General features: G+C 54.6%; 14 protein-coding genes and 2 pseudogenes. 9 read left to right on the top strand and 7 right to left on the bottom strand.

Translation table 11 applies throughout. From position 1 onward, the window contains the following. The first annotated feature begins 293 nt into the window (after nucleotides 1–293). From BZK42_RS22200 to BZK42_RS22180, 5 genes are all read left to right on the top strand, one after another. Nucleotides 294–644, top strand: coding sequence for a TIGR03757 family integrating conjugative element protein (locus BZK42_RS22200; protein WP_080860274.1), 351 nt, complete (start codon nucleotides 294–296; stop codon nucleotides 642–644). Further along, nucleotides 641–1633 carry a TIGR03756 family integrating conjugative element protein gene (locus BZK42_RS22195; RefSeq protein ID WP_080860243.1) on the top strand — a complete coding sequence of 331 codons (993 nt, stop codon included), beginning with the start codon at nucleotides 641–643 and terminating at the stop codon, nucleotides 1631–1633. Before BZK42_RS22200 ends, BZK42_RS22195 begins: the two co-directional genes overlap by 4 nt. Nucleotides 1634–1718: 85 nt before the next feature. Beyond that, entirely contained in the window at nucleotides 1719–3104 is a 1386-nt protein-coding gene (locus BZK42_RS22190; protein ID WP_143329727.1) for an integrating conjugative element protein, read from the top strand. Continuing rightward, the gene (locus BZK42_RS22185) at nucleotides 3104–3466 is read left to right on the top strand and encodes a hypothetical protein (protein ID WP_080860241.1); all 363 of its coding nucleotides are present in this window, start codon (nucleotides 3104–3106) and stop codon (nucleotides 3464–3466) included. Before BZK42_RS22190 ends, BZK42_RS22185 begins: the two co-directional genes overlap by 1 nt. Nucleotides 3467–3476: 10 nt before the next feature. After that, complete coding sequence (locus BZK42_RS22180; RefSeq protein ID WP_080860239.1) at nucleotides 3477–5009, top strand: conjugal transfer protein TraG N-terminal domain-containing protein; 1533 nt, start codon at nucleotides 3477–3479, stop codon at nucleotides 5007–5009. 37 nt (nucleotides 5010–5046) lie between these two features. On the opposite strand, the gene BZK42_RS22175 is transcribed toward BZK42_RS22180, so the two are convergent. Next, nucleotides 5047–5523: a hypothetical protein gene (locus tag BZK42_RS22175; RefSeq protein WP_080860236.1), complete on the bottom strand. Its 477-nt coding sequence runs from the start codon at nucleotides 5521–5523 to the stop codon at nucleotides 5047–5049. 278 nt (nucleotides 5524–5801) lie between these two features. Here BZK42_RS22175 and BZK42_RS28765 point away from each other — a divergent pair. The 4 genes and pseudogenes from BZK42_RS28765 to BZK42_RS29495 all read left to right on the top strand — a co-directional run. Continuing rightward, nucleotides 5802–5984, top strand: a pseudogene (locus tag BZK42_RS28765) (IS5/IS1182 family transposase); the annotation flags it as partial. Nucleotides 5985–6163: 179 nt separating this feature from the next. Further along, entirely contained in the window at nucleotides 6164–6454 is a 291-nt protein-coding gene (locus BZK42_RS22170; RefSeq protein WP_080860233.1) for a PerC family transcriptional regulator, read from the top strand. A 19-nt stretch (nucleotides 6455–6473) separates the two neighbouring features. Next, a complete protein-coding gene (locus BZK42_RS22165; RefSeq protein ID WP_249025152.1) occupies nucleotides 6474–6758 on the top strand; it encodes a hypothetical protein in 285 nt (94 codons plus the stop codon). Between the two features lie 462 nt (nucleotides 6759–7220). After that, nucleotides 7221–7346, top strand: coding sequence for a hypothetical protein (locus tag BZK42_RS29495; protein WP_282958082.1), 126 nt, complete (start codon nucleotides 7221–7223; stop codon nucleotides 7344–7346). A 187-nt stretch (nucleotides 7347–7533) separates the two neighbouring features. On the opposite strand, the gene BZK42_RS22150 is transcribed toward BZK42_RS29495, so the two are convergent. The 6 genes and pseudogenes from BZK42_RS22150 to BZK42_RS22115 all read right to left on the bottom strand — a co-directional run bounded on the left by BZK42_RS22150 (nucleotide 7534) and on the right by BZK42_RS22115 (nucleotide 23124). Next, nucleotides 7534–8220, bottom strand: coding sequence for a DUF1090 domain-containing protein (locus BZK42_RS22150; RefSeq protein WP_080860225.1), 687 nt, complete (start codon nucleotides 8218–8220; stop codon nucleotides 7534–7536). A gap of 695 nt (nucleotides 8221–8915) precedes the next feature. After that, nucleotides 8916–9203 carry a type II toxin-antitoxin system RelE/ParE family toxin gene (locus tag BZK42_RS22140; RefSeq protein ID WP_080860222.1) on the bottom strand — a complete coding sequence of 96 codons (288 nt, stop codon included), beginning with the start codon at nucleotides 9201–9203 and terminating at the stop codon, nucleotides 8916–8918. A 13-nt stretch (nucleotides 9204–9216) separates the two neighbouring features. Further along, nucleotides 9217–9504 carry a damage-inducible protein J gene (locus BZK42_RS22135; RefSeq protein WP_080860220.1) on the bottom strand — a complete coding sequence of 96 codons (288 nt, stop codon included), beginning with the start codon at nucleotides 9502–9504 and terminating at the stop codon, nucleotides 9217–9219. Beyond that, nucleotides 9473–9763: pseudogene (locus tag BZK42_RS22130) on the bottom strand (tyrosine-type recombinase/integrase); the annotation flags it as partial. The pseudogene BZK42_RS22130 and the gene BZK42_RS22135, both read right to left, overlap by 32 nt. An 840-nt stretch (nucleotides 9764–10603) precedes the next feature. Further along, nucleotides 10604–11083 (bottom strand): hypothetical protein, encoded by a 480-nt coding sequence (locus BZK42_RS22120; protein ID WP_080860219.1) that lies wholly within the window; start codon nucleotides 11081–11083, stop codon nucleotides 10604–10606. Next, nucleotides 11083–23124: a hemagglutinin repeat-containing protein gene (locus tag BZK42_RS22115; RefSeq protein WP_080860218.1), complete on the bottom strand. Its 12042-nt coding sequence runs from the start codon at nucleotides 23122–23124 to the stop codon at nucleotides 11083–11085. Before BZK42_RS22115 ends, BZK42_RS22120 begins: the two co-directional genes overlap by 1 nt. Nucleotides 23125–23126: the final 2 nt, after the last annotated feature.

The raw sequence follows: 23126 nt of genomic DNA, 5'->3' as shown, positions 1-23126 counted from the left end.
GCATCCTCCGGATCACTGGTGTGAGACTCCAGCGTCCGGACCACTGCCAGAATAGCGTCCGGCGTGACAGGCTGGCTTTTTTGTTACGGCTACTCATGCTGGTTACCTGGTTCAGAAAACAATCCATTTAAATTATCAGAAATGGATTTTGATTTCCCCGCTGAATTTTTTATCGCGCCCCCACACAATGCCCGGATGTATAACGCACATCCGGAGGTCCCGTGTCCCGTAATCTCATTATTTCACCTCTGCTACTGAGCGTACTGCTGCTGTCGCTGCCGTCCCGGGCGGTGATGGTGGTGTACACCGACCATGCTCACCCGCCAGCAGGCGTGACCGGCAATGCCCGCGTGGTCTGGCTTGATGCGCCGGAACAACTGCAGCAGTCGCTGTTTGGCTCCCTGACGTCAGCCCCCGGAGAGGCTGAACGCCGGGCGCAGGCGGTGACTCATTCCGCAGGCTGGCAGCAGAAACAGGCTGAACTGGCGCAGGCTTACCGGGGACTGCTACAGGCCTGGCAACTGGGGCTGGAGAAATACCCGGCCGTGGTGTCTGACGACCGGTATGTGGTCTACGGTACAGCGGACGTGGTGGTGGCGGAAGGGCTGTTCCGCAGCAACAAAGCCCGGGAGATACAACGATGACGCGTCACGGTCTGTCATACCGGCTGAAGTCGGTGGTGCTGGCCCTGATACTGGCAGCCGGCTCCCCGTCAGTGACTGAAGCGGCGGTTAACACCGCCACCCTGATTGCCGGCAGCGCCTCGCCCTCGTGTATCAGCTGGCGGGTGAAGGGGATCTGCTACTGGCTGTTCTGTACGCCCTTTGGCTGCACGGTGAAAACATCGGTGAAGGTGGAGCACTTCATCCCGGAGGCGGTGGTATCCGTCTACCTGGGCAGGGGAGGAAACCCCTGGACGGAGATGAAAGCAGTCAGCGGCGCATCGGGCGGGGTGGAGAATACCGTCAGTTCCGGACTGGCCGGACTGAGTGCCGGCGGCGGGCAGTCCACGGCAAAACGGCCGCAGGGCAGTGAGAGCCTGCTGAGTACAAGATTTAAGTACGCCGACGCCATCGGCCATCCGGCCACCTCACTTATCGGCGGGCAGATACCGGGGTATTCCTGCAAAAGCGCCGCCACCCCGATGGTTCCCTACTTCCTGAGTACGCTGGACAGTCTGGCCTGGCGCACGGGCTTGCCGGAAGCTCTGTATCCGGAGGCACTGATCCCCGGTAAACGGGAAATCGGCAGCATGACCGACAGAAACATGTGGGGCAACGTCTATCCGCGCGGCGGTTTTGTCACCCAGCAGGATGACTATAAGGCCGGGGCCGTCATAGCCCAGCGGGTGGCGGACATCATCACCCGCAGCGGACAGGTACACGTCTACCAGTTGCTGACCGGAAAACACCGACCGGGCTACTGGCCGCCGGACCCGGTCACGGAAAACACCGGTACAAGAAACCACAAATGGCAGCGTCTGGCACCTGCCGCCTCACAATCCTGCGCGGTATTTCCGGATGCGGGCGGAAAGGTGGCGGAAGACGGTAACTACGCCTGGACACTGTGGCAACCGTACAGCTGCTGCAAGCCCCGCGGTCAGAAGTTTCTTTACAGCACCGATTTCATCTGAGGTACCGATGAAAACAACACAGCAGGCAACACAGCAAAAAAGACGATTTTCCCGGCCTCTCCTGGTGCCGGTCGTGGCCCTGACGATGGCAACCGGAATGATGCTGCCCGGACAGGTATCAGCGGTTTCGCTGCCTTATCTTTCCGGGGCCGGTAAGACAGCGGGTGATGCCGTTGGTAATGCGGTCAGCGACGGCCTGTTCTACTCAATTGGCGGCGGGTCGGTGATATCACAGCCGCCGACCAGCAACAGCATGCAGCTCCTGGGGCTGAAGGCAGGCATCAACAGCGACCTGATGTGCGGCAACTTTGACATCAAAACCACCGTCAGCAACCAGCTTAACGGACTGACCAGCGGATTTAAGGACCTGATGGGCGATGTGATGCAGGGTGCCACGGGAGCAGTGACCAGCATGCCGGCGATGATTGTTCAGCGGGCCAATCCGGGGCTGTACGACATGATAACCAACGGCGTGGCGCAGGCAGGCCTCTCTTTTGACCGCTCAAAGCTGAGCTGCGAAAACATGTCGAAGAAACTGGCGGACTACACCATGGGAGACCGGGCATGGACGGATTCGGCGGTCGGTGATGAATACCGTGATGCGGTGAACCGCAGCGGCGGGGATGCACTGAAGGCAGAGGAGGCGAAGGATAACGCCACCGGAGAAGAGGGTGCCCGCTGGATTGGGGGGCAGAAAGCTGGCGGGAAGGGGCAGCCGGCAATACAACCCACTCACGACCTGGCGAAAGCCGGGTACAACATGATGAATAACCAGCAGGTCAACAGTAACGGCAACGTGCCGAAAAACCGGTGTAACGGCTCGGCCTGCCGGCTGTTCAGTAACGCGGAGGAGGCGGCTGCGGCGGTGGTGAAAGTGCTGGGTGACCGCAGTATCCGCACCTGTACGGACCCGTCGAAGTGTCAGAGCGGCGGGGAAGCTAATGCGCCGGGCGCGTCGGTAGCCGGTACCGGTTTTGGCCCGATGCTGGATGAGGCGACGAAAACGAACCTGGAGACGCTGAACCGGCTGGTGAACAGCCGTGGTGCCCCCTCTGCGGAAGAGCTCGGCAAACTGAAAACCGGTGGACTGGCGGTCACCCGCGGGGTGATTGAGGCGCTGCGTGATGACACGGACCGGAGCGCGCTGGTACAAAGGCTGGCAGGCGAACTGGCGATGGCGGACACCATTGAGGCCGCGCTGGCCATGCGGCAGATGCTGACGACCGGGGAGTCTGAACCGAATGCGGCGGCACAGAAGCAGGCCATCGAGGAGGGCGACCGGCGTATTGACTCGCTCGACAGGGGGCTGGAAACCCTGAAGAACGAGATGGAGTTGCGCCGGGCCATCAGCAGTAACAGCCTACTGAAAACACTGGAGCGCCAGGAGATACGTAACAGTTCTAACCAGTTGCAACAGAAGGATGCAGGCGGCGATGAAAAAATGAGCGCCCTTGAACAAAGGAGCCAGTAATGAGGAATATGAAGACTCCCGGGGGGCTGAAATCACGTCCGGTAAACATTCTGTTCCAGGTGTTTTTGTGGGGCATGGTGCTCACGCTGTTGCTGGCGGTTCTGTATGTCATTGACTCCCGCTACGGAGGGATTCATGACCGGATGCTGCAGTGGCGTACCCCGTTACTGGTCTGGCGTCTGGTACTTTACAGCATTCTCATCACTCTCTGGTTGTGGCCGGGAGGACTGCGTCGTCGTTATTCAGACCAGGTCAGGGCTTCAGGGCACCCGAACCCCCGGTTTGCGGTGTTCCGTACGGAAATCATCCCCGTCATGCTGGTTGCTTTTTCTGAATACAGCAACTGGGCACAGTTACAGTGAGGGGACGAGAATGACCGCGAACAGTATTATTGAATATATCCTGGTGTTCTTCGGCTGGATAATGAATAACGCGATGTGGGACATTATGTCAGGGACAGGGCTGTACCTGCTGCCGCTGGTGTTTAAGTGTGCGGGCATCTGGCTGAAAACCCGGGAAGAGGGATTTGATGAAGGGAACAAGGGGCTGCTGCTGCAGCCCCGGATGGAGAACGCCCTGTATGTGCCTTACCTTGTGATTCTGTTCTGCATTATACCGGTTGCCCCGGTGAATATCAGCACGATGAAGTTTGACGGCAGCCGGGCGAAACAGTGCCATGTGTTGGTGGTCACCCCTCAGGCATCCGGTTACAGTTCTGTGGTGAGTGACCTTGGCGGTAAGACGGCAAAAATTCCGATGTGGTGGTTTCTGGTATACAGGCTTTCAAAGGGAACCACGCAGGCGATGATTGCGTCCATCCCCTGCGGGGGCAAAATCCGCCAGATGCGTTTTGAAGTCCAGCACAGCCAGTTGCATGACCCGGTACTGATCCAGGAACTGCAGGATTTCTCCGGCAGCTGCTATTCACGGGCTTACTACCGCCTGAAAAGTACGAATCAGTCCCTGACGGATAAAACGATTAATTCGGTGGGCTGGATTGGCAGCGATTATTTTCTGAACACGGCGGGGTATTACGACACCTATACCTCGAAACAGCCAAGAAGGGCGTGGCCGTGGAATGATAAGCGGGATGCGGGGTATGCGAACACGGGCGACGGGGGGTATCCGACCTGTAAAGAATGGTGGTCAGACCCGAAGAAGGGGCTGAAAGACCGGGTGCTGGCGAGTCTGCCATCGCGGGTCAAAGCTGATTTCCAGTTACAGAATGTTAAAAACTGGCAGGAGCTGGCGCTGCGGTGGCTGGTAAGCCCGCGTAATGTGTCCCTTTCCGGCGGAGGCGAAACCTACTCGGTTGGCAGCAATGACAATGCCACGGGATTCGTCGGGAACCTCACCCGACTGGCGACGACGGTTGGCGTGGGGATGAAACAGTTTGAGGCGCTGCCGGGCTTTGATGCACTGAAGCAGGCGTTACCGATTGTACAGGCGCTGCTGGAGATGATGGTGATTATCGTCATTCCGGTCCTGCTGATGTTTAGCGCTTATGACCCGAAGACAATAGTGACCATCACGTTTGCACTGTTTGCGCTGATGTTTATCTCCTTCTGGTGGGAAGTGGCCGGCTGGCTGGATGACCAGTTGCTGACGATAATGTACGGTGCCAGGGATGACTCGGGGCTTGCGAGTGGTGTGCCGTTCGCGAATTTTGTGAGTTCAGTGAGTGATGGCTGGATAATGAACCTGGTTCTGGGCGTGATGTATATTCTTTTTCCGCTGTCCTGGTTCGGGATGATGGGCTGGACCGGAGTCCATTTGGGAAATTTTGCTACACAAATAATAGGTGACGGAGCTAAATTACCTCAGGATGCCGGGAATGAAGGTGGTAAAAAAACAAAAGATGCGGCTGTTTCTGCAGTTACAAAAGGAAAAGGGAAACTGAAATAATATTTTAAATGAGCCACCTACAATTTGGTGGCTTATTTTAGTTTTCAGGTTCGAAGATTACTGCATTACCTTTGTATATGGTTCCGTCGCTTCCATATCGATATTCAGAATCAGAATTGCTTGTGTTTTTTGTATTCATCATCTCTGCTACAACTGGAGCACAAATTACTGTAGCGGTTACCAGACCATCAAAAAGGCTACCAAGACCTAAAAGAGTATTTCTCCCCAGCTCTTTATAGTCCCGCTCCGTCATTTTATATTTTTTTGGTTTACGGGCGAGAAACTCATCAATATCTGCCTGACTGAAACAGGGAGTAACGGGCGGCAGAGTTTGTTCCGGAACATCAGCTATAAAAGGCATTGATTTTGCTTGATGATGTTTGTCGGCATGAGACGTGCGTGGGACAAAATCAGGAATGCCGTTGGTGGACGAACGCAGTCCACGACGGTCTTGTTTTTTCATCCCTGAGATGGTTTCCTGAATATCATCAGGATTAAAGAAAGTATCTTTCATTGTTACCCCCCCCTCTTAAACAGATGATAAAATAATCAGAATATATATACCCCTAATCTTCCTGCAGATTAAAACAAATGTAAAACAGTTATAAACTATTGTTTTCTATAATGTAAAGTTGAAAGCTATCAGTTTTACTTGACTAGACATTAACATAGACCGACAACGCATACTTTGAAAGTTTCAGGCTCTTTTTTGTGAACTAAATCACCTTATAACTTAGTTGCTGACGTGTGCCAGTTCAGACCGTGAAATGAGTGTTAAGCAGCAAGCTAGAGCATCACCATCGTTCAGTGGCCGAGACGGCTATGTTCCGTATCAAAGCACTGCTGGATTGTCATCTGAGCCTTCGGGGCTATGAGGCTCAGGCAGGTGAAACTGTGAAATTGCTTAAGGCGCTTAATGGCAAGGTTCTGTTGGGTATGCAGCATCTGAATCGCACAACAGGAAACCCGGCATGAGACCACCTGTCGCTGGATTTGATTTATAAGACTGGTGAATCAATAGCCGTATCGTATCTGGCTGGCAACAGTATCAGGATCACTGTCGATCCTGATTATTATCTGGTCATAAATAAGACAATAAGCGCTGGACAACTCTTCCGGTGGCTGAGATGCTCCGGTGGTAAAAGGAGGGGGATATGCCGGAAGAGAAGCTTAAAAACCCAACGTTACCCGATGATACAATAGCCCGGGAGCTGGAGCACAGGAAACTGTGGCGAAGGGCTGTCTGTCGTTGGCGCTATGTTCTCAGCATAACCGAGGATGCGCGAAGCGCTGAGCGGATAGTGCAACAAATGGCATGGTGTCAGCAGAAGATTCCACCAAAGCGTGCGGGAACACTGATATTGTCAGCGAATGACCTGCGTCACATTGATAAAGTCGCCCGTGCGTTGGGATGCGGCCCCATTGCCCGGCACTGGATAGAATAGCGAGCTCAGATGTGAAAAAGTGATGTTGCCTGCGGATACAGAACAGTATGCGGAACGGGTGAAGGAAGAAGTCGCTGTGCTGCGTACCAGAATGGGCGGAGCCTGTATCACGCTGAATTACCGGACCGCCCGGGTTAACGACCATCCGGTACTGCTGATTGATTTCTTTAATCCCCGGGGCAGACTGTATACCCTGCGTTACGATCTACCGGCAGGAACGCCACAACAGAGTACCCGCCGGACGTCACTGATACTGACGCTGATCCGCAGGGAGCTGAGGGAAACCGGGAAATATGCTGCATAAGTTTTTGTCTGTATAAAAACAGCTATCTGTCGACCAGTGCCCATCCCTTTTTATACATGCAGCTTGTAACAAAAGCCGCCCTGGCATCTTTATTCAAATCATTTTCCTTTATTTTTTTAATGAATTTAAAGGGTCGTCTTTGGTCAGACTTTTGAGATCCAGGTTAAAAGATTGTTGCATGTTAACGGGATGTTTATCATAGGACTGAGCGATACAGTCAGCGCGGGCATTTGACGTATCATACTGACTTGCCCACTGTTTTGAACTGCAGGCTGCCAGTGCCAAGATTAACATAAAACAATACAGAAATTTTTTCATAGCCATACTTTAATGATGCGACTGGAGGCAGCGTATTCGCTTTACTGGCAACATATTCAATACTTCTGTGGTTTTATATGGTTACGCTGAGACAGTTGCCCACGATTTTTCGTCTGTATCAGCCCGCCTGATTTATTTAAGGAGATGAAATCTGACACTCATTCCGCGTTTCGTAATGCAGTACACCATGCGCACTGGCAGCCTGGAACGGGCGTGATGCCGCAGGTTCCGAAAGGCATGCTCTGCATATCAGCGTGGGTGGCGCTGTAAAATTTACCCAGTAACTGATCTTCCCGGGCTCTCAGATCTCCGGCAGTCTCCTGCACTGTGGATTTAAACGCATAAACCGGGAAAGTGGCGGCCAGACATAACGGGAGAAAACTGAGGTAATGTATTTTTTTCATCACACAATACTCCTTTTTGTTGCATGTAACTTTTGTGGGCTGAAGTTCGCGGTTCAGGGTTGTGTTATGCTGTGGACAGTACCGCGGGAAAGCTCGCGGCGGGCTTCAGTCAGTTCTTCCTGGGCTTCAGCAAGTTTCGCCTGCCTGTCAGCGATTTTTTCACTTTTCCCGGATATCCGGGCCTGCTCCAGCTCATACTGTCGGGTTGTCACCTTTCGCTGTTTGTTGGCGACTTTTCTGTCTTTTTGCTCCGGCAGTCTGCCATCAGTACAGTATTCATCAATATGACGGAGAGCTCTTTGCAGCCCGGCCATCCGGTGAATGTTATTGTATGCCTGCGCATATTCTAACTGGTACTCCAGATGCCGGCGTTTGTACTCACATTCTCGATAATTGCCAGCCATCGCGCCGGAAACCATGAAAGAATACAGCAGTCCTGCCAGAACGGTGACCCTGAGAAATTGTGGTTTCATTGATGTCATAAGCTGTAACGGGTTGTTGGTGAAAGATGAATCAGCGTATGTCCTGCTGCGGTAAATAATCAAGCCCCGGGATGTTGCACAGGTATCGGAAGAATCCGGTAGCTGACGAAAAGTGTTGAGTTGCCACAAGGCAAAGGTAGAATGCGCCACTGGCTGATTCAGGCATGAACAACTGTCAGCCAACTGCGCCTGGCTCCTGCATACGGTCTGACTCAGCAACTTACCGACTCTCTGAGTCAGCATACGCCATAACTTCATCGTGGCGTCTGGTGGTTCTTTGTTTTTTTATCCTTTATGGTTTCCTGCTGATTCGCCGGGCATTACAGGGAATAAAAACGCTCTCTTTATTTTGTTGACCGCATCAGGCTGCCTGTCGCATAACTGTTTCTGTGGCCCCGGCAGGGATGAACCGTCGATTCTCCATGTTGCGGAACCGGGCGTCACACCACTTCCATCTTACCCGTTGTTTTTTGTTGACTTTCACTGGCTGCATGAATTGGGAACAGTTATTGATACTTACCCATAACAATTGCCTGTCATCTGGCATCCTTTTGTAATTATAGAGACAGCTTTTCTTTTTCTTCGTTGCCAATAAACAGGACAGACTGATTATTGCACTCGGGCACATTTTTTCTCGACGTGCGTTTTGACCCGTAATACGCATTTTTTCCCTGTTGAACCTTAACGAAGTATACATGGCGGGGGCGCACGGCATAATGCAGATTATGCGTGGCTCTGCTTCGCATAATCTCCTGCATTATGGTTAATGACTCTGTCATTTACCCCGTCTCCCCGTCATATCTTGATACCTTCGCCCTACAGGCATGCTACCGCACGCCTCCGTACAGCCGTATGGCTATATTATCAGCACTTGTAACCCTGCGTACACCTGAGGTTTTTTGTGGGTTATAACGGGATATGGCGGGTTTTAACAGGACGGAGAAGGGGGCTGATTAGCGTTTCCGGTACTGAGAGGCGATTTTCCTGGCGGTGTGGAGTATCCGCAGGATACGTACGTGCTCTTTTTCGGCTACATAGATGATGATGAACGGGAAGTGAGGCACGACAAGCTTACGCTGACTCTCCAGACGCCCGGCCTTTACCCCGGCCAGCGGGTTTTCCTCCAGGATACCCGTCATGCCCGCCAGACGGTCGTCTGCGGCTATGGCAACCGCAGTCCCGGCTTCCCGGTTCAGGTACAGGAAGATGTATTCCCTGTCCCTCTGTGCACGCTTTCCCATTCAACCCTGACCGTCACAGCCTACCCCGCATGGCCTGTTGTTTCAGCGTGTTCATCCTGTTTTCCATTTCATCGTGGCCGATGTACTCGCCTTCACCGGCATCATAGCGGCTGAACGCCTGAGCTATCTGCTCTTCCAGCCAGTCTTCATGCACACTGCTCTGATAGCGGCGTTCTTCCTTTGCCAGCTCTTCGGCACGCTGGCGCATCAGCTCTGTCAGGCTCACCTGCTGACGCTCTGCCGCCTGCATGGCCAGCCGCTTGGTTTCTTCAGCTATCCGGAAGTGGATCGTACTGCTCATCATTCCCTCCACACGTGGTGTCATCTGTGTTGTCATTATGAACGGTATATCCCGTTATGGCATCCGGGGTTTCCCGTTCTGCCGGATGTGTGCTGGCCTGAACCGCCTGAACCGCCTGAACCGCCCGGAGCGACACCTGCGTATAGATCTGCGTAGACTCCACGCTGGCATGACCCAGCATTGCCTGTATCCACCGCAGATCTGCGCCATTCTCCAACATCTGTGTCGCCATCGTGTGCCGGAACAGGCAGCAGCTCCCGTAACCGTACCGAGCGCTGCTACTGCCAGTTGGCAGGATACAGGGGTGTTTCCACTACAGGCCTCTTTAATCGCGGCCTGAGTACCTGACTCGTAATTTTCTACAGTTCCGGGCTTCTGTTTATTTGCAGCCGCAAGAACGCTCCCCAAAGAGTTATTCTCAATCTTTTTAATACCGCTGTTTATTCTTCTTTCTGATATTTCATTAGTTATCATTACGTTAGTGCGATTTATCGCACTGCGTCAGGTGTATAGCGGATAACTGAGCAAAAAACAGGCGATAAAGCTGACGTTTTTACGCAGGTTAAGGGCTATCAGGAATAAAAATGCGTCAGTGATCCCGCTCATCATGCTTGCATGATGGGATACATCACTATTACGTCAAAAATACATCACCGTTACGTCACTATTACACTAACCGGATACCATTACGTCAGTTTTACACCCTAATTACGCCAGATTTGCGTCACGCTAAGTAATAAAACGGTGAGCGCTGGCAGATTTTTAATCTGACGATGTGAAGCGTTGGACAACGAGCCAGGCGAGGCGTCAGCGGGTTTCAAAGGGACCCCTTTGGCACGAACGGTTTTACCGGGGAATAGCCCACTGTAAACATCGATCACGTGCCTCTGAAATAGATATGACTTCCGTTTCCCTTACGCTGATTTCTCTAATGTGCATTAAATGCACTGATGGGATCGGGTGTCGGGGCGCAGCCCTGACCTGGCCGTTTTTTGGAGTTCCGGCGCAGGTGGCGGTACTCCAAAAACACATCTTGTCTGATTGTGAGGAACATAGGGCAAAAAATCCCGCCGAATGATGGCGGGATTTTTATTAATTATTAATAAGGTAAACAATATGCCCCATCTAAAGATTCATACTGTGTGATTGCATCTCTGCCTTCTGCCAGATACTCAACATCGATTGGTTCCGGCGGGAAATCTTTAGTATAAGATCCCTCCAAGAATAAACGATACTGCTCCAGTACGTATAATGTTTGCTCTATGGTTAAAAGTACCTGCTGCTCTTCAACATACTCACATCCAATAAATACTTTATCATGCGTAACCATCACCCAATGGGCATTACCTATGCCGAAGTTGCCATCAGTTGTTTTTCCTGATGCAAGCGCAGTTAAATTTTTGATCCAAGTGTCAACAGAATGAATACCATATTGAATATCATTAGACAACCATCCTGAAATCTCACGTACTCCATACCCTAATACCCCTCCATCAGAGGAGTTACGTATTTTTCCACCAATAGGAATAAATAAATTACTATTTTCATCCCACCAGAAAGTAATTTGATCATTCAACATTACTTATTCCTCCCAGTATAAACAGGCCATGCAGTCGCACCTGTTCCATCGGGTTTGCCATAATAGCCTTGAATTTTCACGCCGCTAGATGATTTCCCGCTCCACATTTCTGTATTCGGTATTCTTTCAGAATTCTTAAACGCGCTCTCAATCTCCTGAGCCGTCTGTCTTTTTGACCACTGCTCGGGGAAGAATGTAGTTTCAGCCTTCTTGTTCACCCATTGTCCTGTCGTTGGATCTCTCACTGATATATATCCGGTCGAAACACCATTGGCATCAGGAGCGCCAGTCACTTTATCTATCTTGATGTTTGGATCACGAATATAATGCCCACCAGAACCAACTTTAGTCCCATCCTTAAGAGTCTTTACTTCTCCATTAAGTATATGATCCATCCTGATATAGGCAGTTTGTGAACCTTTCCCGGCCTGTTCTCTGATCAGTTCCAGCGGTGTAGATGAAGGTTTAAAATCATCAAGATACTCACCAGCTTTCTGTAATGGATTATTTTTTGCCGCATTGGCCGCAACAGCTTCAGCTTTCGCCGCGGTTGCCTCTGCCGCTGTCTTACCAATACCTATAGCACCACCGGCCCCCACACCGCCTGGAACAATAGCTTCCGACGTCATGATCCCGGCATTATTCAGACACAGTACAACATTACCAGCACATGCTCTGATAGCAACCTGAGCAGCGGCGGCTAATTCCGGTGTTGCCGCTATCAGCATTCCCCCACCAAGACCAGCAGGCAGTGCAACTATCATCGCATTCTGTAGCGCCTGTCCCTTACGGCAGGATTCTGAACCGGGATCATCTGCACAGGACATAATATTCTCTGCATGCTCCCGCGCTGCTTTAATCTGCCCGTCCTCTGTTCCACCACCCAGCAGGTTATTCTCAACCGCGTTCTTTCCTGCCTGCGCTCCCGCAATGGTTCCCGCCGATGAATCTGACGCCAGCGAGCCCGCAAGGGCTGCTGCTATTGTCGACATTCCGCTCAGTTGTTCACGTTCTGATTCGTTAAGCTCAGAAGGTGGTTTACCAAAGTACAGTTTTGAGATGGTTATCGCCGCCACTTCACCGGTGACCGCCCCGACAGCGCCACCTGCAGCCGGAGCACCGTTCAGCTCCGCCACCACACCACCAATAATCGCATGACCCAGCAGACGGACTGCCATCTGTTTGTCTGACGGCGTCTCCCCGCCGGTCAGCAACTTCAGCCCTGTTGCCAGATACGGTGCTGCCCCGTTTGCCAGTGCGGCTTTAATATCGCCTCCGGCAAGTCCGCTGAGCACCGCCACCGACGCCGTCACTGCCTGACGCATTGGGTCACCCACCCGGGCATCGTTGTCCTTCAGGGCTTTGTTGTAAAGATTCTGGTAAGCCCGCGCCGTTATCGCTTCCTCATCAGACGGTTTTTTCTCTGCTTTCAGCTCCTTTTCTGCCAGTGTTCTCGCATCCTGACGCGTGGCGGCATTCTGCATGTCCTCCGTGGCTTTCCGGGTGGCGTTGATGGCTTCATTCGTATTGTAAATATCCAGCACCTGGCTGCTGATATCGCTCACCATCTGCGCCTGCTGCAACTGACGCTGTACCTTTTCTTTGTCAAATATCGGCGACAGGCCGTTTGCAGCATGCTCCGTATCCCGGCTGAGGGTACTGGTATCCTGCTTCTGGTCTGCAGTATTGCGGACAATAAGGCTGCCATCACTGACAGCGGCATGCGTGGTACTGTTCTCATGCCCTGACTTGTTTACTCCGGACAGCGTGTTCGTGGCCATGTTGGTCAGTAACTGGCTGCCGACGGAACCACCTGTACCGACAGAGATACCCTGGTGCTGCGCGCTAAAGTCTGCCTGGTTGTGGATATCGCTGAAGCCCAGCGTACCGGTGTCCAGCCGGTTTTTCGATTTATCGGCCGTACTGGCGATAACCGCTCCGTCCAGTTGCGTGTGCTGCCCGGTGGTGACATCAAAGCCTTCCTTCCCGGCAAACAGCCCCGTCTGGTCCTTAACGCTGTCGAAGTTACTGTGGATTTTATCCTGGCTGAGGCTGACGTTGGCTGAACCACTCATACTGCCGTATGTAAAACTGGCTCCGGCACTGGCACTCTGCTGTTTCGAATCGTAGTGGTCGCTGTCCTGCTCGCTCTGCAGGGTAAGATTGCGTTTTACATCCGCCGTAATCTTCTCGCCACTGACCTGTGCTCCCGTGAGAGTTGCGTCCCGTCCCGCGTTCAGCGTGACGTGATTACCGGCATCAAGCGTGGTGTTTGTATGGGTGAGGGTGGTGCCGTTTTCATGGCCTTTCGCCGCGTTGACACTGGCGGAGACGGTAATGCCGGTGTTCTGTCCGACGTTAATGCCGACACCCACGCTACCGCCGTGGCTGCTGTTTTTGCCACTCAGCGTTTCTGTGTTCAGCGCCGAGAGTAACTGAATGTCCCGTTGCGCGTCCAGGTAAATGTCATGCGCAGCCTTCGCCTGGCTGCCCTGAACCGTGATATCCCCGCCGTGACCATGTCCGTCCCCGGTGGCGGACATGTGAATATCATGGCCCGCGTTCAGACTGCTGCCGGATACCGTATGTGACTCAGTTTTCTGCTCTGATTTCGATGACTGGCTGCCCAGTGAAACCGTCACGCCAAAGGCCGCCGGCGCAGCTTCTCCGCTTCCGGCCTGTTGTGCCGCCTGCTGAGCATTATTCAGATCAAGTGCCTGTGCGGCCTGGATGCCGCTGAGCGCCGCTTTCACATCGCCCAGGGCCTGAAGGCGCCCGTCCTGAGTTTGCCGGGCCTGCTGCACATTCTGTACCGTGGTATTCAGGGCTGACCCCACGGCACCGCTGAGCGCCACGGTGACTCCGCTCTGATGGCTTTCAAATTTTTGCAGGGTGGTCTGGCTGTTTTCTGCGGCAGTGATGTTGACGTTCTGGCCGCTGAGGGAAATATCGCCCCCCGCCACCAGGTCGCTGCCGTGAACGGTGGTATCATGACCGGCGCTGAGGGTGAGATTACCATGCTGACTGCCCAGAGTACTCCCCAGTTGCGTTTCTCCCTGTCCCTCAGTGGTGGATTTCTGCGAGCTGCTGCCAATGGTAAAGCCGATACCGCCGGAACTCATCAGGCCGGATTTTTTCTCCTGCTTCAGGTGAGATTCCTGGTGTGACTCCCTGGCGGTGGTGATATCGAGATTATTTCCCGCCACCAGGCTGACATCCTGTGTACCGGCGACATTACTGCCGTGGACGCTGATATTGTTACCGGCCTGCAGGCTGACCGAGTCACCACTTAGCGTGGTACTGAGGGCCTGGCGGTCATGTATTTCATCATGGGTTTCCGAGGTGGATTTTGACAGGAAACCACCACTGGACTGCCTGCTGTTTTCCGTGATGTCCCGGGTTGAGGTTCCAGTACCGAGAAGAATGTCCCGGCCCGCACCGACAGACAGTGTAGCTCCGGCACTGATGTCTGCCGCTGTGGCCCGTATATCGCGTCCGGCTGCCAGCGTCAGGTCACCCGACGTGGTCAGCCTGCTGCCGGTATCGGTCTGCCCGGACTGATGCAGGTACTCATGCAGGCCCCAGTCGTGGTTTTCTGTTCGGGCGGTGGTCAGCGTGTTCAGCTTCAGGTCCTGGCCGGCCAGAAGGCGGGTGGTGCCGCCGACCCCGGTATTTTCCAGTTCACTGGCGGTCAGTGTGATGTTCCCCAGCGCCTGCAGTGTCATACTGCCGCCGGGTTGTTGCACATAAATACCGGCGGTACGGTCTGTCCAGGTGTTGATACCATTACCGCGAAGGGTGGTTTCACTGCTGATATCATGACCGGCGAGCAGGGAGAGGGCGCTGCCGGCGATAACCCGCCCCCCGGTGTTGTTGATATCCTGGCGGGCCCGTAAATCCACCCGGTCACCCTGAATATCTCCGTGGTTATTCAGCGTCTGCGCGGTGACCTTTGTGACGTCCCTGCCGGATATCAGGCCACTGTTTGTCACGTTCCCCGGAGCGTTAATGGTCACGCTGCGTCCTGCCAGCAGAGAGCCGTCTCCCGACAGGTCCCCGGGACGGGCTCTCACATAAAGCTGAGGAACCTGTACTGTCTGCTGTGTGCCATCCGGCAGGGTGACCGTTTCATTAACCAGCCAGACCATATCGCTGGTCAGCAGCACCATCTGCTCAGGGCTGAGCGCAATGCCTGGCGTCAGATGGTATTCCCGGGCAAATGTGATACCGCTGTTCATCAGCGCCCTGAACTGCTCAGCATCATTGCTGTAACCGTACAGATAACGCTGGCCGGTCAGTGCAATGACCTGCTCACGAACCAGCTTTTGCTCATAATAACCATCCCCGATACGCTTCATTATCCGGTCCGGGGAGGTGGACAGCGCCTGCTGCATATAGTCGGTACCCAGCCACTGTTTTTTCTGCGTGAAACGCGGGTCGGTTTCGACCAGCCAGTGTGAGGATGTTTCCGGGTGAACGGTGAACAGGCTGTTGTCCGGCAGACGGATATCCGGTGTCATTAAGCGAATTTCTGTGTCGCCGTGTCCGTTCTCCGGAGGGAGCGTCAGGGTGAAATGCTGTCCTGCCGGCACGATGAGTGGACTGACGTTCTGTGCGTGTGTCAGTTCGCTGAATGCCACTCCGGGTGCCACAGCCGGCGGCATCGGGTCTGGTACTGACAATACTGTGGCCAGTGCATTTCCGATCCCCGGGATATGACGGCCAGCAGAGGTAAGGGGAACCTCTGTTGATGCCGGCAGGGATAATGACAGCAACGGGTGAGCATCCGGCGCCAGATGAATATCAGCAGGCCCGGTGGATGAAACCGGAGTATCCACGGAGGCGGCGGTCAGACTGACTGCCGCAGACGGCCTTCCGGCCACTGGCGGAGGGTTTTCAGCCTGTGCCGTGTCGCCTTCATAACGCATCAGATGCAGGGGAAGCGTGGTGGTGGTCACGAATGGTCCGTAGGCGCTTTTATTTACTTTGCTTTTCTTTTTTTTGCCCATTGTACGTTTTCCAGGCTTTTTATGGTGCCTGCTGCCGGAACCCGCCTGCGGGGTCCCCTGGTCGGTATCTGTCACACGTCGTTCACCCTGACTTTCCAGGTTACTGACGGCACCTGTTGCCGTCAGGTTACCGCCCGCCACAATCCGGCTGTCCTGGTTTGTCAGTGTATTGCCCTGCCAGGACAGACCCGCACCGGACAGAATTTCTGCGGGATCTTTGTGGATGACCTGCGTTTCTGCGGTCACCCGGTCGAAGTAAAACTCATAAAAATTCTTTGAACCGCCTTCCGGGGTGGTCAGGTGGTGTTCCCGGGAACCGGTATCTGCCGTGATTCGCGGGTCATTTGCATCATAACGTGGTGTGCCACCGTTAAGCTGAAACTCGTGGTGGTGCTCGCGGGAGATTTCCACCGGTTCCGGACTCAGCGCCAGATGAATGTCGCGGTTGTCCACATTCTGCATATGAAGGGTAAGGCTGCCGGCCGCTTCAATCTGCGCACTGTGGTTTTCAAGCCGTATGCCTTCGCCTGTGGCGTGGTTCAGACTGTCGGTGTGACCACCAATGGACATATCTCCGCCGCTGTATATCAGCGCATGGTCAGTATTGCTGAGGGTGCCGGCCCCGATGTCCAGGCGTTCCCGCGCGGCGATAACCGGGGCGCTGTCCGCGGTTTTGTGGTTGTTAAGCGTGTCCGCCTGAAGTACCAGATGATCACCGTAAATACGTCCGGTACCGGTGTTGTTCAGTGTGGCGGCAATAACACGGGTCAGTCCGCCATCCACCAGGCCGGTATTGTTCAGCGTGTCACGGGCTGTGATATCCGTATTCTGTGCGCTGATGATGCCATCAGTCTGGTTGCTGATGTTCTGCGCCAGCAGCGTCAGTGTCTGCCCGGCAGTGATGTTTCCGCTGTTGTTTACATCCCGTGCGTCATCAATCTGCAGGTTACCGTCTGCGGACAGTGTACCGGTATTATTCAGGGAGTCAGACAGCGCCAGACTGAGGCTGCCCTGTGACAGCATTTGCCCCTTACCTTCCAGTGATAATGCCCGGAGTTGCCCCCTGGAGCCGGCAATCAGGGTACCGTTTTCGTTGCTGACGATAAGCGATGGTGTGGGGGCATCATCATGGACATTCAGCCCTTCCACTGACGACACCAGACCGCCGGTGTTGTCGAGTGCTGAATGAATATCGGCCTCAAGCAGGGTGGCAGCCCGTAGTGCCCCCTGAGAGTTATCAAGCCTGTCGGCATGAATTGTAAGCTGCTGTGCTTCAGTACCTTTATCAGGCTGCCGGGTATTCTTATTGAGCAGGACCGGAGCGGTAAGATTCAGTGCCTGACCGCTGCGCAGAAGCCCGGCAATATTATCCAGACGTTGCATCAGGGTGAGGGTGGCATTACCCGCACTTTGCATCTCCCCTGATGAGTTATCCAGTACGCCGCCCTGCAATGCCAGTGTTCCTGCTGAAAGCAGTTTCCCCATCGGGTTGTTGATTGTGCCGGTACCGGTATTCAGCATCAGCCCGGTTCCTCCCCGGACAGTCCCGGAAGCGTTGTCGAATGAACCACTGGTGATACGGGTATCCCCGGCGCTGCTGACAAGACCCTTCGTGTTTGTGAATGTTTGTCCGTGGGTGTCTGCAACCAGGTCCGCTGCAGACTGCAGAGTACCCTGCGTGTTTACCAGAGCCCGGCTGTCGAGAGTAAGTCCGCCATTTCCGGCAACCAGGCCGTTCTGGTTACTGACTGTTCCCGCTGTCAGGGACGCTTCGCCGCCGGCCGCAATGAAACCGGTCTGGTTATTCAGGTCACCCGCATTCAGTGTCATCGAAGCCAGTGAAACCAGACCTCCAGTGGTGCCGCTGTCGGTGTTTATCAGTGACTGTCCCTGCGTGTCAATCGTCAGCGTGTCATCCGCACGGATAAGTCCCCCGGAGTTTGTCAGCGTAAGGGAAGTGAGACTCAGTGAGTGACCGCTGGTGATACCGCCCCTGATATTCGAGATATTACCGGTATCCATTCTGACCAGCCCCTGACTGGTTACCAGCCCGTCCTGGTTATTCATCTCACCACTTTGCAGCATCAGGTCGCCTCCGCTACGGATATTCCCCTGGTCACTGTTATTCAGTAAGGCATTCTGCGTATCCAGCCAGAGGTTACCTGCTGACTGGATGAGGCCGCCCGCATTCTGCGTTTCTCCTCCTTTCAGCGTTAGCGCACCGTTAAGGCCGGCCAGCGTTCCGTTGCGGTTGTCAAGGCTGTGGAAAGAAACGGAAGCTGTCTGCCGGCTCAGTAACGTACCCGAGTGGTTGTCCAGTGTCCCCGTAGTGAGGGTGAGCTCCCCGGCGCTGAAGATACCGCCTTCCGTACCGCTGTCTGAATTTATCAGCGTCAGTCCGTGTGTGTCGGCTTCAAGATTCCCCCCGGCCCGGATACGTCCTGTGTGGTTATCCAGTTGTCCGGTATCAAGGTGTAATGAACCGGCGGCGTCCAGTCTGCCACCCTGATGGCTTAACGTTTCTTCGCCGGTACTGATACTGACGTTCTGTCCGGCCAGTACCCCGTGGTCACCATCAAACCGGCCGCCAGTGATGTGAATATCACCACCGGCAATAATCCCGCCGGTCTTACCGCTGTCTTTATTGATAAGAGCATGATGATGCGTATCCAGCGTGAGCATACCGTCAGACTGCAGCAGTCCCCGGAGATTACTGACGGTATCTGATAACAGCGACAACGTCCGGTCAGACAGAATGTTGCCGTCTGTATTGTCGGTATCCTGTACGGTGAGACCGGCAGCCCCCGATGCCGCAATGGTTCCCCTGGCGTTAATCAGGCTCCCCCCATTCAGCGCCAGTTTCCCCCGGGATAGAATGCCTCCACTGTCTGCGGTATCCGCATTGATGATATGTTGCCCGTGCGTATCAATACTCAGGTTTTCGCCGGACTGGATACGTCCTCCGGTGTTGTCAAGTTCACCACTGTTCAGCATCAGCGCCCCCTGGCTGATGAGCCCGCCATCCTGTCCGTTGTTGACGCTGGTCAGTGCCTGACCGTGCGTATCAAGCGCCATGTCCTGCGCAGACCAGATTAAACCTGACGAGTTGTCCAGCAGACCGCTGTCCAGCGTCAGGAAGCCACCGCTGCGGATACCGCCTGACGAGCCGCTGGCGGTGTTATCGAGTCTGGCACCCTGAGTGTTCAGGGTGAGATTCGTGCCTGCCTGCAACAAACCAGCCTGGTTCAGGGTATTCTTCGCAAGTATGGACAGCATCCCGGTGTCGCTGACCAGAATACCTTCCCGGTTATCCAGTCCTGCAATGTTCACGCTGGTGTCAGCCCTGCCGGCAATATGTCCGTGCTGATTATCGGTTTCGCCGGCGTTCAGCGTCAGCGTTCCTCCGCTGACAATCCCCCCGTTATCCGCGCTGTCCCGGTTAATCAGATGTCGCCCGTGAGTGTTTATTCCGAGAGAACCTCCGCCCACGATTTGACCGACGGTGTTATCCAGTTCGCCACTGTTGAGCGTCAGTATGCCTTTACTGAACAGGGTTCCACCGGCGTTAACGAACGGGTTGCCCTGCGAGTCTGCCAGCAGGTTGCTGCCGGACTGAACCCGGCCGCCATCATTGCGTAACCCGGAAGTGTTCAGTGTCAGGCTACCGGTAATACTGGTAAGCTGTCCTCCCCGGTTATCCGTCTGACCAGCGGTGACTGTGGTATCTGTCTGTCCGGCCAGGGTACCGTTCCGGTTGTCCAGTACCCCGGTATCAAGGATGAGCCGGTCTCCGCCCAGAATGCCGCCCTCACTCCCGCTGTCCTGGTTTATGAGGGCAGCGGTTCCTGTGTTAATCAGAGTATCTTTCAGCGACCGGATAAGACCCCGGGTGTTAACCAGTTCACCACTTTCCAGTGTGATGTTTCCGCCGCTGAGTATACGGCTCCCGGTGTTGTTCAGTGTCTGACGGTGGGTGCCAATATGAATATCATTCTGCGCCTGAACCAGCCCCCCGACGTTGTTCATGTCATTCACGCTGAGGCTCAGACCACCGGACTGACTGCCCAGAATACCGTTGCGGTTATCCGTACTTCCTGCCGTGATGCTGACATCATTCCTGCCGGTGAGAGTCCCGTTATGGTTATTCAGTGTTGCGGTGGTGAGTGTGAGGCGGCCACCACTGAGCATACCACCGTCATTCCCGCTGTTCTGATTGATGAACGCAGACGTTCCGGTATTAACGGACATATCTCCGGCAGACTGAATGAGTCCGCCGGTATTATCGACATCCCCGCTGCTTATGGACAGGTTCCCCTGGCTTATGATACCGCCGTTACTGCCGCTGTGGGTGTTAACCAGCGTACCCGGCGTGGTCAGCGTCAGTCCTGTACCACCGAATATCCGTCCCGAAACGCTGGTGAGACTGCGCGTCGACAGAGTGAGTGCCTGCTGTGCGCCAACCGTTCCCCGGGCGTTATCCATATCACCGGTCGTGGCGTCCAGCCAGCCATTACTGCTCAGCCATCCTGCAATGTTATCCATTTTGCCTGTACGGAGCGTCAGGCTCCCCAGGCTGATGATACCGGCTTTTCCGCTGTCACGGTTGGTCAGCGTCCCGCCCCGGGTATCCAGCACCATATCGTGACCACTCTGCAGAAGCCCTCCGGAGTTATCCAGTCCGTGCACCGAAAAGTTCAGACTCCCGCCGGCGGCTATTGTCCCCTGGCTGCTGAGCACAGTACCACGGTCAGACAATGTGATATTTTTCCCGGCAGTGACCACACCACCGGTGTTGTCCAGCCCGTCAGCGGACAATGTGAGGCTGTCTCCGGCCTGAATTTTTCCCCGCGGACTGAGAAGGGCCTGACTGGTTATATCCATATCCGTCATTGCCACAAGCCGGCCTTCTGTCCCGGTGAGTGAATCTGCCTGAATCCGCAGCGCTCCGGCAGAGAGAATACTGCCGCCGGTATAGTCCACCGCGCCGCTGACAGTCATGGTCAGCGTGCCTTTTCCGGTCTGGCGTAGCTCACCCTGTGAGATATCCAGCGAATCAGCCTGGAGTGACAACGAATCCGCAGTCAGGGACGCTCCGACAAGCCCCGTATAATTACTGTTCAGCACCAGTTCACCATCGCTGCGGATAGCACTGTGTCCGCCGCTGAACGTGCCGGCGTCAAGCTGGAAACGACCGCTTCCGCTATGGAGCAGGGTGCTGCCTGTTGCATTCAGCACCGGTGTTGTGAACATCAGATTCTGGCTGCGGGTGGCAAGAGTACCGCCGTCAAGGTTCACTTCCCTGCTGATATTAAGCCGGAGGTCATCCGGCCCCGTCTGTATCAGTGTACCGCCGGTCGCAGACAGTACCGGGGTCTGAACCTGCAGACGCCGGGCCTGTACACGGGCATTATCAGTGATGATGGCTGACGGTGAGGAGAGCGCCAGGGTATCATCCGCCAGAATCTGGCTGCCGGCGGCACTGAGTTTTCTGGTCGTTGCCTTCACTGAAGTATTACGCGCCATTACGGTGGCGTTATCCAGGGCGACGGAAGCCCCCTGCAACGCGGCATTTCCGGTGGCGCTGATGTTACCGTGGTCAGACAGTACGTCAGTAGCGGAGAGCGTCAGTTGACTGTTTTCTGTCCTGTTTCCGTGGCGGTCAGCCCCTGCGGCCAGCAGACTGTCATGCCCGGCCTCAAGTGTTCCGGCGGCGAGGACCATGCCGCCTCCGGTCACCAGACTGCCATTGTGAGTTATCGTACCGGGGGTATGTACCCGGGCACTGCCCGCGGCATAAGTGCGCCCGTTGCTTTCCACGCCACTGCCGGCATCCATATGTATATCATGGTCTGCCGTGACATAGCCTGAAGCGGTATTGCGTATTTGCCCACTGGCTTTCACACTGACGGTTTGTTGCGCTTTCAGCCGGCCCTGGTTCACCACATCCCCGTGCACGGAGGTGATATTCACCGCCCCGGATGCCGCGATACTGCCTTTATTTCGTATGGTTCCATCAGCGGTAAGGATAATGTCCCCGGGCATGGAGGCTGTGTCACCCTCCATATTGACACCCATACCTTTTTCAGTGCCAATAAAGGTGATTTTATTGGCGTACATCCCGCCAAGCGCGGAAGAATCCAGAGCAAACGCTGGTTTTGCTGAGCCATCATCTTTTTTTGCTGTAACTGCGTCAGCAGAAACGGAACCATCCTCCCGGGGGCTGATGGTATTTTGTCCTGTCACTACGGTGAGTGCCCCGGCCTGGATTTCCGCGTTCAGCTTCACCGCCCGGGCGAAAATTTCGGTGGTGGTTGCATCCCGGGTATCCAGCCCTTTTCCCTGAATCACCACGTCTCCCCGGCTGACGTCATACCCGGCTATCCGGTTGTTCTGCATCTGTACCTGGCCGGTGGTGAGCGTGGCTTTATTCGCGTTGATAAATCCACAGCCGCTGCAGGTAATACCGGAAGGGTTAGCTATCACCACCTGCGCGCGCTTTCCGGCCACCTCCACATAACCGTGAAGCAGACTGGGGTTGCGGGAGTTCACCTCATTGACGATGACGCTTGCTTCCCTGTGGGCCAAATGCGGGTTCCCGGTCACCCAGCCGCCCTGTTGTGTCTGAACGGGTTTGTGGGAGTTGTTGAGAATAGCACCGCGGTTATCGACATCAAACTGCGAGTATTTGTTTACGGATACCCCGCCGGCTCCGGGGGTCTGGATATCAATCTGGGGCAGACCGTTTGCGGTGGGCAGGATATTGGGTTGCTGATTTCCCGGGGCTGAGGTGTCACGGTGAATAACGCTCCGGGCATCAGCGGGTGCAGAAACCAGGCCGGAGGCCAGCAGAATGGCGAAAGATAACACCGACAGTGACAGTCTGGCGGGGACCAGGACGGGGAATGAGGAAGACGAAATGCGCCCGGGTGAACGACCGGCGACCGCAGCACGCCCGGCACGGGCAATATCAGGCACGACCATCATCATTGCCCTGACCTGACTGAATATGACGCGATAGCGCAGTTTGTTCATAT

It is taken from the genome of Citrobacter braakii, assembly GCF_002075345.1.
In the GTDB taxonomy this organism is placed as follows: domain Bacteria; phylum Pseudomonadota; class Gammaproteobacteria; order Enterobacterales; family Enterobacteriaceae; genus Citrobacter; species Citrobacter braakii.
The sequence above is the reverse complement of the archived record's forward strand: the minus strand, read 5'-3'. Positions and strand labels throughout refer to the sequence as shown.